The following is a 12304-nucleotide window of genomic DNA, read 5'->3' on the forward strand; positions in this document are numbered from 1 at the left end:
TGGGGATCGGAAGCCCCCGGACGGCGAGACCGTGTAGACGGGCCACCCGTCACGCACGACCATCGAGATGTCGACCTCGTGCGCGAGCCGCTGGGGAGGACCGAACGGCTTCGGGCTGCGCGCGGACCGCTCGACATGCCGACGCGCAGCCTCCTCACTGAGGAAGATCCGGTTCCTGCCCGTCGCACGGATGACCCACGGGACCAGCCACTCCGGGACCGTCATCCGGGTCAGGACCGCGAATCCTGACCCGGCTGACCGGTGACGGTGGTCAGCAGGAACACGCTGTCCTCCAGCGCGAGCACCGAGTGACGCTCGTGGGTGAGGATCCACAGTTCGTCCGCGCTGAACTCGCCCTGGACATCGTCCTCGAGATCCACGCGGACCTTGCCCTTGAGCACCTGCAGACTCGCGGCCGGCGGCGAATTGTGCGCCTCCATCCGCACCCCGTCCCGCAGCGCGATCACCGCCTGGCGCAAGGGCCCGTCGTGCGCGACGAGAGCGGAGCTGCGGCCGTTCTTCTCGGTGAGCGCGGTGGCCAGGTGTGATTCGGCCAGTTCCCTGATGTTCGCCATAGTCGACCTTTCCGAGCCTCACGCGTCGCCCGCCGCGAACAACGCGGAGGACCTGACCTGCAACGTACCTACACCGCGTACCGCTCCGAGGCGAGAGCGCTCAGATCGCGCAGGAACCGCCGGAACCCGACGTTCAGCACCGACCGCAGCACCGCGAGCGAGACGGTGGTCGGCCCCTTGCCCCTCAGCGCGACGGTCCACGTGAGCCGGCATCCGCCGGTGGTGCGCACGACGTCGTAGGACTCGGCGAACGCGGTGACGAACGGCGTCGAGCAGGCGGTGAACCGGAACGCCATGTGCCGGCCGGGCTCCCAGGCGAGGAACACCTCGTCGCCGCGCAGCCCGCCCAGCATGTGGACGGTGCGCGTGGTGCCGAGGCCGTACGGCGGTTCGCTGGTCCACACGACCTTGGTGATCACCTTCGCCCAGCGGGGCCAGGCGTCCGCCTCCTCGAAGAGTTCGAACAACTGCTCCGGCGACGCGGGGATGTCGACGGTGTTGGAGAACCGGAAGCGGGCGGAGTCGATGAACGCGACGTCCACCGGTTCACACGGATACATGTTCGCCATTTCTCTACCCCTCGGCCGTCACGACGCCGCGCAGCCCGTCGGCGCCGAACAGCGGCTCGAGCATGGAGCTGAAGTCGGGGCCGCGGCGCAGCATCTGCCCGCCGTCCACGTTGATGACCTGCCCGGTGATCCAGGTCGAGGCGTCGCTGAGCAGGAACGCGGCGGCCTCGGCGATGTCGCCGACCTGGCCGATGCGCGGGATAGGGGTGCTCGCGCGGTAGTCCTCGGCGATCACGGGGTCGGACAGGATCGGCGCCACCAGGTCGGTCTCGATCAGGCCCGGGCGGATGCCGTTGACGCGCACCCGGCTCGCGCCGAGCTCGTCCGCCGCCAGTCCCACCATGTGGTCGACGGCCGATTTGGTCACGCCGTACGCACCGAACCAGCGATGCGTGTTGCTCGCGGCGATGGACGAGATGGCGACGAACGATCCGCCGCCCCGGGCGACCAACTCGCGTGCGGCGTGCTTGAGCGTGAACATCATGCCGTTGACGTTGAGGTCGACGGTGCGCTTCCACGCCTCGGTGTCCATCTGGGTGAGCGGGCCGATGGTCTCGCTCCCGCCGGCGCAGGCCACCACGCCGTCGAGCCCTCCCCCGTGCTCGACCGCCGCCGCGACCGCCGACGACACCTGGTCCTCGTCGGTCACGTCCGCGGCATGCGCGCGCACGGCGCCCTCCCGGCCGGTGGCCTGCGCGATCCGCCGGGCGGTCTCGGCCAGCCGTTCCGCGCCGCGGCCGATGATCGTCACCGTGGCGCCCCGTCGGACCAGCTCCTCGGCCGTTCCCGCGCCGATCCCGCTGCCCCCGCCCGTGACCAGGATGGATTTGCCCTCAAAACTCATACCGGCAGCGTAGAACGGGTTCCTGTTTGCCGGGGATGGTTCCGCCAACTGCCCGCCGGAGCCGCGCCCGACTCGCGCCGATCGCACATCTCCCGCCAATCGCGCGTCTCCCGCTGGTCACGCCGGAATACTCGCAGGAATGAACTTCCAGGAATCAGTGGAACTGGTCGGCGAGGCGATCGATGCCGTGGGCGTGGCGGCGATCGTGATCGGCACGGTGGCCGCCACGGTGATGGCCGGCTGGCGGATGGCGCGCCGCGAACCCGACGTCTACCGCCAGTTCCGGCGTTTCCTCGGCCGCTCGATTCTGCTCGGCCTGGAACTGCTGGTCGCCGCGGACATCATCAAGACCGTCGCCGTCACCCCGACGCTCGTCGACGTGGCGGTGCTCGCCGCGATCGTGGCCATCCGTACGTTCCTCAGCTGGTCGCTGGAGCTGGAGATCTCCGGCCGCTGGCCGTGGCAGAAGGAGCCCGAGGGCGCAAAGTCCGTGAACGAGAGGACCGAGTCCTAGACCCCCCCTGACCGTCCCGGGTGCGCCGGGCAGGGTCCGGCGCGCCTGGCCGTGCCGGCGGGGAGCCGGACCGACCCGGGTCAGAGGGCGTACTGGCCGCGGTTGCTGGCGGCGCGGCCCTCCTTGAGGACGAGGAGGATGTTGCTGTGGTCGGCCAGCGAGTCGATGTCCGCGAGGGGATCGCCCTTGACGACGACGACGTCGGCCAGCTTCCCGGCTTCCAGCGTGCCCAGCTTGTCGCCCAGGTCGCACAGCTCCGCGGAGGTCTGCGTTCCGGCCACGATGGCCTGCATCGGGGTCATGCCACCGAACTTGACCAGGGCGCTGAGCTCACCGAGCGTCGCACCGTGATCGGGGACCAGGCCCGCGTCGGTACCCACGGCGACCTTGATGCCCGCCTCGACGGAGGCCTGCAGCGACTCGTGCGCCAGCGCGTGCCACTTGTCGCTCTTGGCCTTGGCCTGCGGGGTGGCGGTGTCCGGCTTGAGGGTCTCGATGAGGGTGGGGACCAGGAACTGGCCGCGCTCGACCATCTCCTGCCGCAGCTCGTCGTTGAGGGCGTACCCGTGCTCGACGCTGTGTACGCCGCCCTGCACGGCGGCCTGGATGCCCGCGAAGCCGATGGCGTGGGCGGCGACCTTGCGGCCACCGTAGTTGTGCGCCTCCTCCACCAGCGCGGAGACGATGTCGACGCGCGCGCCGAGCCAGTCCGGGTCATCGCTCGGCGAGGTGACGCCGCCGGAGGACGCGACCTTGACCACGTCGATCCCGTCGCGAAGCAGGCCGCGGACCTGCTTGCGGGCCTCGTCGACCGAGTCCACGAGCAGACCACCCACCAGGCCGGAGCCGTCGATACCGGAGGGGATGTGGAAGTCTGCGTGACCACCGGTCTGGGAGAACATCTTGTCCGCCACCAGCAGACGCGGGCCCTCCACCAGACCGTTGGCGACGGCCTCGCGCACGCCCACGTCGATACCCATCAGGTCACGCACCGTGGTGACACCGGACTCGATCGTGACCTTGAGACGTTCGATCAACTCGAAGTAGCGGTAGGACGGCGGAACCATGGCGGCCATGATCGGCGAGCCCTTGGTGCCGGGCAGGGAGAGGTGGACGTGGCAGTCGAAGAATCCGGGGGTGACGGTGTTACCGCCGACATCAACCTTGGTGGCCGAGTCATCGACCTGCGGCGCACCGGCGGCAGCGCCGGCGTAGGTGATCTTGCCGCCCTCGATCACCACGACCGCGTCGGCGACCGGGGCTGCGCCGGTTCCGTCGATGAGCCGGGCGTTGTGCAGGAGCGTAGTCGTCATAAGAGCCAACTTACGTGGTCTCGGGCCCGTCCGATGAACACGCCGAAGTTGCCCCCTGGTAGTGGGTCAGGTCTCGTATCGGACGAACGTCCCGGTGTTGCGGCCGTCGGACTCGAGCAGCCATCCGAGCCGTTTGACCTGGTGCAGGATCACGGCGGAATCCACCACGACCAGAGGGGCGAGCTCACGCTCGAGGGTTTCCTGGATCCGCATCGCCTCGGCGACCGACCGGTTCCACGTGCTGACGAGCAGGTTGGGCGATCCCGGCATGCTCACCACCTGGCGTACCGACGACTCGGCCCGGAGCCGAGCCACACTCGCGGCCATCTGCATGACCGGGACCTTGCACCACCACTGCACGATCACCGGGAACCCGGTGGCGCCCTGGGCCACATCACAACGGAACGTCAGGGCACCCGAACCGAGAAGGTGCGCGAGTTGCCGCCGGGTGGTCGAGAGGGGGCGGCCGGTGATCCGCGCCAGATCCGCCGCGCTGCGACGACCGTCCTCGGTAAGCGCGTCGACCAGCTCCCGGTACGGGTCCGCCCACGGGTTGACGGCGGTCGAGCGCCCCGGACGATCGGCGGGCAGCGGCATCTCGGCGATCCGGGCGACGGAGTGCGGGTCGAGACCGCCGATCCGCCACTGGTTGCCGCCGAGGTGAAACTGCCCCACCAGATGGGAACGCATCCCCGTCACGCCGTCCAGCCGGGGCAGGCGATCGAGCAGGATCTCGGCGAGATCGCTCTGGGTGAGCGCGGCGATGGTCACCACGACTCCGTACTCGCGGGCCGCGATCTCGGCGGTCACCACCGTCGGCCACGCGGCCAACTCCTGCGCCAGCGACCTCACCCGGCCTGCGTCACAGGCGATCTCCGTGATCGCGAGGCGGTTGCCATACACGCCGTCGGCGGACGGGTAGGCCTACATCGAGAGCTCTCGGAACAAGGTGGAGCCCGTCGGCGACGATGCTGGACATCGCGACCAATCCCGTGGTTCTGAGCCACGGCGGGGTCCAGGGCACGTGCGAGACCAACCGCAACGTCACGGACGACGAGATCCGCGGGGTCGCCGCGACGGGCGGCGTGATCGGGATCGGGTACTTCGAGACCGCGGTGTGCGGGCTGGGACTGGACTCGGTGCTCGACGCGATCGATCACGTGGTGGAGGTCGGTGGGATCCAGACCGCCGCTCTCGGCAGTGACTACGACGGCTCCGTCACCGTCGGCTGGGACACCAGTGAGCTCGCCGCAATCACCCAGGGTCTGCTGGACCGCGGCTACTCCGACGAGGACATCACCGCGATCATGGGCGGTAACACGCTGCGGGTGATGCAGGAGGTGCTACCGGCCTGACGCTAACTACTGACACAGATATCCCCCGGGACGAGAGACCTTCTCGTTCCGGGGGATTGCTGTGCTCGGCGCGTGCGCCGTCGGTCAGGACGCCATCCCGAACCGATGGGCCAGGTACGGGATCCAGCCCATGCACTCGGGGGTCAGCGCCAAGCAGGCGGCCTCGCTTCCGCTGGGCCCCAGCAGGAATCGCAGCAAGTTCAGGGTCGAACCGAACATCAACATCACTCCTCGTTACTTCGGAAAACCTATTCTACCAGTCCTATCGCCGGCAGCGGACGCTTACGTTACGTGAGCACCGAGCCCCTCAGCCCACGAGTGTGGCCCGCGGGCCGTCCACCAGCACCGGGTCCAGGCAGGTGTCGGGGATGGTGGCCAGCGAGCACCAAGCGGCCGGAAGCACCGGTCGGTAGTCCGGCCCGACGCCGCCGGCGGCGATGATCTCGCGGTAGGCGTCCACGCCCGAGGTGGGCCGCCGCTCCAGCGTGGGGTCGGTGAGCACGTCGACCCGGTAGAGCCCGAAGCGCGGCGAGTAACTACCCCATTCATAGTTGTCCACCAGCGACCAGTGGTTGTAGCCGATCACCGGGTAGCCGTCGGCCACGGCGCGTTGCAGCCAGAACGCGGTGTCGCGCAGGAAGTCGCCGCGGTTCACACCGTCCGCCCGTCCGCCGTCGCGGGTGGGCATGCCGTTCTCGACGAGGTAGATCGGCTTGCCCGGGTACGAGCGCGCGTAGTGCGCGATCGCCTCGTAGATCCCCTCCGGCTGCGGGCGCACGGCGGCGAAATCGTCCCAGGCCGCGTTGATCGCGGTGAGGTTGATCAGGGCGACGCCGTAGTAGTAGTCGATCCCCACGTAGTCCACCACGTCGGCCACGCGGTCCCCGATCAGCGTGTCGGTGAACTCGGTGGCCAGCGGCAGGTACGCCTCGTTCATGGTGACCATCGCGTCCGGGTCGGCGCGGTGGGCGGCCGCGTAGGCCAGTCGGTGCCCCGCCTCGAGCTGATCGAGGAACACCGAGAAGTCCCGGGGCCCGACGCGCCCGATGGTCATCTCGTGCTTGAAGAACACCAGCGGTTCGTTGAAGGTCACCCACAGCGTCCCGTCGCCGGCCCAGCGTTGCGTGATCAACTCGGAGAATCGACCGAAGGCCTCCACGGCGCCGCCCGAGAGCATGCCGCCCCGGTCCGCCAGCCAGCCGGGATAGGTGAAGTGGACCATGGTGATCATCGGGACCATGCCGTGGCCGCGAACAGTGTCGATGATCCGGTCGTAGTGGGCGAGCGCCTCGTCGTCGTACTCTCCCGGCGCCGGTTCGATCCGCGCCCACTCCACGCTCAACCGGAAGGTGTTGACGCCCATCGCCGCGGCGTTCGCGATGTCCTCGGGGTACCGGTTCCAGAAGTCCACCGCGTCGTTCACCGGATCCACCCGGCCGCTCGGCGCGGTGGCGTCGACGTAGCGCTTCCAGTTGGAGTCCGGGTTGCTGCCCTCGATCTGGAAGCCTGACGTGGCGACGCCCCAGTGGAAGTCGTGGGCGACCGGTGCGCCGGCGCCGGCGGGCGGGGCTTCCGCCGTTGCGCGCGGCGTCTGCGGCAGCACCGCGACGAGCGCCACCACCGCCAGCGCCGCCGTGATCCTGCCGATGACGGACCGTCTCCCCACTGACGTGCTCCCCGGTGTCATGCCAGCACCATAGGCAGATACGCAGGCGTTTCGCGCGGAAAGGCGTCCTTGACGCCGACGACGAACTCGAACCTGCCATCCCGGACCGGCTACCCCTTGCGGCCCCTGCGGATAATCCTGCGGACCCTGATCCGGCGGCCGGGCGTGAACTAGGGTTGCGGAGTGCTCCGACGCCTAGCTGCCCGCATCTTCTGGTTCTTCAGCCGGTGGACACTCGCGACCCAGCCGGGCCCCGATCGCCCGGCGGTACTCCTCGGTGCGCCGCACACCTCCAACTGGGATTTCGTCCTGATGATCGGCATCGTCTGGCGGCTGGGCATCGACGTGCGCTGGCTCGGCAAGGCCAGCCTGTTCGCGGGATGGCGTGGACCGCTGATGCGAGCCCTCGGCGGGATCGCCGTTGATCGTGCCAATCCTGCCGGGGTCGTCGAGGACATGATCCGACGCGTTCACGCGGGCGAGATGTTCGGGCTCGTCGTCACGCCCGACGGCACCCGCGGAGCGCACGAGTACTGGAAGTCCGGCTTCTATCGGATCGCCCGCGAGGCCGGAATGCCCGTGACCCTCGGCTATGTCGACCGCACGACCATGACATCGGGACTGGGACCGACCATCGAGTTGACGGGCGACGTGGCCCACGACATGGACCGGATCCGGTCCTTCTACGCGGACAAGGCGGGGTTCCATCCCGAGAAGCGAGTGGAGCCGCGTCTCGTGCAGGAGCCGACGAACCCGTGACCGGGAGACACGGAAACGGTCAATCGGCGGTAGGTGCGGGACACTAACCCCGTGGATGATCTGCGCGTGGCCCCCGGACCGGGCGCGCCCCGTGGGCTGACGGTGCCGGCGGCCGAATTCGTGGAGAAGTTCTCCCGGTCATCCGGCCCTGGAGGCCAGCACGTCAACACCGCGGATTCGCGGGTCCAGCTCAGCCTCGACCTGGGCACCACCTCCGCCCTGGACGACGACCAGCGGGCGCGCGTGCTGCGGAACCTCGCACCGAGGCTCTCCGGAACCGTCCTCACCGTCAGCGCCGAGGAGCACCGGTCGCAGCGGCGGAACCGGGAGGCCGCAAGGCGGCGTCTGGCGGAACTCCTGCGCGAGGCGGTGGCCCCACCGGTCCCCAGGAGACCCACCCGGCCCACTCGCGGTTCGCGCCGGCGTCGGCTCGAGGCCAAACGGCAACGCTCCGAAGTCAAGACGAACCGCAGACGACCGGACCACGACTGACGGCCGTCGGGATGGTCGCAGCGTCGCCGCCCCTCGCGGAGCCCCTCGCGGAGCCCCAGGCGGGTCTATTCGCTGGATCGTCGCGATGCCCAGAACGCACCCTCTAGTCTCAGTACCACCATGCCTCCCACCCCTGACACCGTTTCAGTCGCGCTCAAGGCGGCGACGTCGTTCGTCGTCAACGCGGTCGAAGTCCTGCGATTCGGCGGCCTCCAGACGGACGAAGAACCCTCCCCGTTCGAGATCGTCGCACGGCGCCCGATGTTCCGGCTGCGCCGCTACTACGCGCCGACCGCGGGGGCCGACGGTCTCGCGGATGTCGGCCTCGATGAGGACGAGCCGCCGCGCCCGCCGATCGTGCTCGTGCCGCCGATGATGATCTCCGCCGACGTCTGGGACGTGTCCCCCGATACGAGCGCGGTGGCCGCACTGTACGAGGCGGGCATGGACCCGTGGGTGATCGACTTCGGATCCCCGGATCTCGAGGCGGGCGGCCTCGAACGCACTCTCACGGACCACGTGGTGGCGGTGAACGACGTGATCGACCTCGTCACGGCCGCCACCGGCCGCTCGGTCCATCTCGGTGGATACAGCCAGGGCGGCATGTTCTGTTACCAGGCCGCGGCCTTCCGGCGCTCGCGCGACCTCGAGAGCATCGTGACGTTCGGCTCCCCGGTGGACTGGCGCGGCAGTGCCCCGCTCGGCGTCCCCGAGGATGTGATCGTGAACGTCGCGCGCTTCGTCGCCGACTACGTCTTCAGCGACCACTCGCTGCCCGGGTGGTTGGCGTCGACGGGGTTCCGCCTACTCGATCCGATCAAGACCGCCCGTGCGCAGGTGGACTTCCTGCGCCAACTCCATGACCGCGAGGCGCTCCTCGGACACGAACGGCAGCGCCGCTTCATCGGTGGCGAGGGATTTGTCGCCTGGTCCGGCCCGGCGATCGTCGACATGATGCAGCAGGTGATCATCCAAAACCGGATGATGGTCGGCGGATTCGTGATCGGCGACCACGTCGTCTCCCTGGCCGACATCACCTGCCCCGTCCTCGCCGTGCTCGGCGAGGTCGACGAGATCGGCGTCCCGGCCGGCGTCCGCAAGATCGCCTCCGTCGCCCCCGCGGCCGAGGTCTACGAGTTCCCGGTCCGCGCCGGGCATTTCGGGCTCGTCGTGGGCTCGACCGCCGCCTCGCTGACGTGGCCCACCGTCGCCGGGTGGATCGGGTGGATCGAGAACACCGGTCAGCGACCCGACGGCATCGCCGAAGTCGCACCCGACGCCGTCGTCGACTCGTCCCCCACCTCGGCGGTGATGCTCGCCGCGGACGGGGCGATTCAGGTCGCCGGACTCGGGGTCGGCGTCGTGCGCGGTGCCGGTCACCTCGCCGTCAGCGCGCTGCAGACCACGCGGGCCCTCGGATACGAGGCGCTGCACGCGGCGCCGCGCCTCATCCGGTTGGAACAGATCCAGCCGAGAACCCGCATCTCCTTTGCCAAGATCATGACCGAGCGGGCCCGCACCCAGCCGGGTGACGCGTGCTTCCTGTTCTCCGACCGCGTCCACACGTATTCGGCCGTCGATACCCGGATCACCAACGTGGTCAGGGGACTCATCGCGGTCGGGGTGCGCCAGGGCGACCACATCGGCGTACTCATGGAGACGCGGCCCTCGGCGTTGGTCGCCATCGCCGCGCTGTCGCGCCTCGGCGCCGTGGCCGTGCTGCTCCCCCCGTCGCATTCGCTGCCCGAACTACTCCGGCTCGGCGCGGTGACGGACGTCGTGGCCGACCCGGAGCACGCGTCCAGGGTCACCGATGCCGGGGCGCGGGCGCTCGTCCTCGGCGGCGGCGGCGCCGATCGCGACCTCCACGCCGACCTCGGCCCGGGCGTCGTGGACCTCGAACGCATCGACCCCGAGGACGTCGAGCTGCCCCGCTGGTACCGGCCGGACCCCGGCCGCGCCGGCGACCTCGCCTTTGTCGTCTTCACCCGCTCCTCGGGCACGTGGCAGTCCAAGCTCGTGACCAATCATCGGTGGGCGCTCTCCGCGTTCGGCACCGCCAGCGCCGCACGCCTGACCTCCGCGTCGACCGTGTACTGCCTCAGTCCGCTCCACCACCCGTCGGGTCTGCTCACCGCCGTCGGCGGGGCCGTGGCCGGTGGGGCCAGGATCGCCCTGTCACACGGTTTCGATCCGGCGACCTTCGACGAGGAGATCCGCCGCTACGGGGTGACCGTCGTCTCCTACACCTGGGCGATGATGCGCGAGTTGGTGAGCCGGCCGGCGAATCCGCGGGAGACGCTCCCGACGATCTCGCTCTTCATGGGATCCGGCATGCCCCGCGGGGTGTGGCGACGCGTCACGGACCGCTACCCGGGGACGCGGGTCCTCGAGTTCTACGCCGGGACCGAGGCGGACGTCGTCCTGGCCAACCTCTCGACGACAAAGCCGGGCGCGCGCGGCCGCCCGCTGCCCGGGACGGCCGAGGTCAGGCTCGTCACGGTCGATCCCGACTCCGGCGCGATCCTCACCGGTCCCGACGGTTACGCCATACCGAGTGAGGTCGGCGAACCCGGGATGCTCGTCACCCGGCCACGCCTCAGGATCGACGCCTCCGTGCGCCGGCTCCGCGGGCTGTTCCGTCCGGGCGACGCATGGGTGTCGACCAATGACGTCTTCGAGCGTGACCGGGACGGCGACTTCTGGCTGCTCGGCTCGGCCGGCGCCGTGGTCCGCACGGCGCACGGTCCGGTGTACCCGATCCAGGTCGCCGACGCGCTCGGGGATCTGACGCAGGTGGACCTGGCCGTGGTGTACGGCGTGCCCGGTGGGGCGGGTCGGGTCGCCGTCGCCGCGGTGAGCAGGTGGGGCTCCCAGGCGATCACCGCGGCCGACATCGGTGGCGCACTGGCCTCGGTCCCGTCCGCCGGACGACCCGACATCGTCCACGTTGTCGACCACATCCCGGTGACCAACTGGTACCGCCCGGACGCCACCGGGTTCGCGTCGCGGGGCCTACCGAAGGCCGGCCCGCGAGCCTGGATCCGCGACCCCGGCACGGGCGAGTACGTGCGGCTGACCAAAGCGGTGCGGGACGGGCTGCTTCCGACGGAGTAGCCCGTCAGTCGCGACGATTACGGAGCCCGATCGAGGTGCGGTTCCGGGGCCGGGCAAGATCCTCAAGAACGAGCTCAGCGCACGGTCGACGGACGAGTCGCAGCGCGTGCCGCGGAAGGGGAACTGACATGGCCGGGCAGCAGTTGGTGGAGATCTCGCGGCACACGGGGCAGATCGTGGTGCTGCGGATGCAGAACCCGCCGGTCAATGCGTGGACCGACGAGTTCGTCGAGGCCATGGAGGAGGCGCTGGTCCGGCTGGAGGCCTCGACGGCCCGCGCGGTGGTGATCACCGGGGCGGGGCGCCACTTCAGTGCCGGCGGCGACTTCCACCGGTTCCAGACCATCACCGACGCCGCCACCGCCCGCGAGTTCGTCGAGCGGGTGCAGGGGTTCATGGACCGCGTGGCGGCGCTGCCGATGCCGGTGATCGCCGCCGTCAACGGCACCGCGCTGGGCGGCGGCTGCGAGCTGGCGATGGCCTGCGACGTCCGGGTGGCCGGCCCGCGCGCGCGGATGGGCCTGCCCGAGGTGCGGTGGGGCGTCCTCGCCGGCGCGGGTGGCACCCAGCGCCTGTCCCGGCTGGTGGGGCCGGGCATGGCCAAGCGGATGATGTACACCGCCGAGCCGGTCGACGCGGTCACGGCCCTGCGCATCGGGCTGGTGGAGGAGGTCTCCGACGACGACGACCCGCTGCCCCTCGCGCTGGAGCTGGCCCAGAAGATGGCCGCCAACAGCCCCCGCGCGATCCGCGCCGTCAAGCAGTGCGTGGACCGCGGCCTGGACATGGGCCTGGCCGATGGGCTCGAGCTCGAGCGGGAGCTGTGGATCGAGCTCATCCCCGGGGGTGACCTGCAGGAGGGCGCCGCCGCGTTCTTCGACCAGCGCGACCCGCGATACCCGGACCCGAGGTAGCCGGACCCGGCACCCATCCGGCACGCCCGCCGCGCCGAACCCCGGACATGGATACCACCGCGCGGTCTCCCCGACCCGAGAGCTTCCACGTGTCCGCCCACACCTCCGACGTGACGGGCCTGTTCACCGGGTCGCGGGACGAGTCGGCCGCCGGGTCGCGGCGGCCCCTGCCCCGCCTCCCGGGCT

The 12304-nt window shown here is 70.2% G+C and carries 12 protein-coding genes and 1 pseudogene; 6 read left to right on the plus strand and 7 right to left on the minus strand.

Annotated features, from left to right (window positions below):
• The 4 genes and pseudogenes from B4M60_RS04590 to B4M60_RS04605 form a co-directional block, all read right to left on the minus strand.
• Positions 1 to 225 (minus strand): annotated as a pseudogene (locus B4M60_RS04590) (hypothetical protein); the annotation flags it as partial.
• A 5-nt stretch (positions 226 to 230) separates the two neighbouring features.
• Positions 231 to 575, minus strand: coding sequence for a cupin (locus B4M60_RS04595; RefSeq protein ID WP_291080721.1), 345 nt, complete (start codon positions 573 to 575; stop codon positions 231 to 233).
• Positions 576 to 643: 68 nt separating this feature from the next.
• On the minus strand, positions 644 to 1135 hold the full coding sequence (locus tag B4M60_RS04600) for an SRPBCC family protein (RefSeq protein WP_291080723.1): 492 nt from the start codon (positions 1133 to 1135) through the stop codon (positions 644 to 646).
• A gap of 13 nt (positions 1136 to 1148) precedes the next feature.
• Complete coding sequence (locus B4M60_RS04605) at positions 1149 to 1988, minus strand: SDR family oxidoreductase (RefSeq protein ID WP_291080725.1); 840 nt, start codon at positions 1986 to 1988, stop codon at positions 1149 to 1151.
• A gap of 139 nt (positions 1989 to 2127) precedes the next feature.
• On the opposite strand from B4M60_RS04605, the gene B4M60_RS04610 reads away from it, so the two are divergent.
• Positions 2128 to 2502: a DUF1622 domain-containing protein gene (locus B4M60_RS04610; protein ID WP_291080727.1), complete on the plus strand. Its 375-nt coding sequence runs from the start codon at positions 2128 to 2130 to the stop codon at positions 2500 to 2502.
• Between the two features lie 80 nt (positions 2503 to 2582).
• Here B4M60_RS04610 and B4M60_RS04615 read toward each other — a convergent pair whose 3' ends face one another.
• Together B4M60_RS04615 and B4M60_RS04620 are read right to left on the minus strand one after the other, a co-directional pair.
• A complete protein-coding gene (locus B4M60_RS04615) occupies positions 2583 to 3815 on the minus strand; it encodes a metal-dependent hydrolase family protein (protein ID WP_291080729.1) in 1233 nt (410 codons plus the stop codon).
• 66 nt (positions 3816 to 3881) lie between these two features.
• Positions 3882 to 4718, minus strand: coding sequence for an Lrp/AsnC family transcriptional regulator (locus B4M60_RS04620; RefSeq protein WP_291080731.1), 837 nt, complete (start codon positions 4716 to 4718; stop codon positions 3882 to 3884).
• A gap of 65 nt (positions 4719 to 4783) precedes the next feature.
• Between B4M60_RS04620 and B4M60_RS04625 the strand changes: the two genes are divergently transcribed.
• Entirely contained in the window at positions 4784 to 5170 is a 387-nt protein-coding gene (locus B4M60_RS04625) for a dipeptidase (protein WP_291080733.1), read from the plus strand.
• 307 nt (positions 5171 to 5477) lie between these two features.
• On the opposite strand, the gene B4M60_RS04630 is transcribed toward B4M60_RS04625, so the two are convergent.
• A complete protein-coding gene (locus B4M60_RS04630) occupies positions 5478 to 6857 on the minus strand; it encodes a glycoside hydrolase family 1 protein (protein WP_414646733.1) in 1380 nt (459 codons plus the stop codon).
• A gap of 162 nt (positions 6858 to 7019) precedes the next feature.
• Here B4M60_RS04630 and B4M60_RS04635 point away from each other — a divergent pair, with 162 nt between their 5' ends.
• The 4 genes from B4M60_RS04635 to B4M60_RS04650 all read left to right on the plus strand — a co-directional run bounded on the left by B4M60_RS04635 (position 7020) and on the right by B4M60_RS04650 (position 12118).
• A complete protein-coding gene (locus tag B4M60_RS04635; protein WP_291080737.1) occupies positions 7020 to 7595 on the plus strand; it encodes a 1-acyl-sn-glycerol-3-phosphate acyltransferase in 576 nt (191 codons plus the stop codon).
• Positions 7596 to 7646: 51 nt separating this feature from the next.
• Positions 7647 to 8087 (plus strand): alternative ribosome rescue aminoacyl-tRNA hydrolase ArfB, encoded by a 441-nt coding sequence (gene arfB / locus B4M60_RS04640; RefSeq protein WP_291080739.1) that lies wholly within the window; start codon positions 7647 to 7649, stop codon positions 8085 to 8087.
• A 120-nt stretch (positions 8088 to 8207) separates the two neighbouring features.
• Positions 8208 to 11204: an AMP-binding protein gene (locus B4M60_RS04645; RefSeq protein WP_291080741.1), complete on the plus strand. Its 2997-nt coding sequence runs from the start codon at positions 8208 to 8210 to the stop codon at positions 11202 to 11204.
• 128 nt (positions 11205 to 11332) lie between these two features.
• Positions 11333 to 12118, plus strand: coding sequence for an enoyl-CoA hydratase/isomerase family protein (locus tag B4M60_RS04650; RefSeq protein ID WP_291080743.1), 786 nt, complete (start codon positions 11333 to 11335; stop codon positions 12116 to 12118).
• Positions 12119 to 12304 lie beyond the last annotated feature (186 nt).

It is taken from the genome of Dietzia sp. UBA5065 (assembly GCA_002415925.1).
GTDB lineage: Bacteria > Actinomycetota > Actinomycetes > Mycobacteriales > Mycobacteriaceae > Dietzia.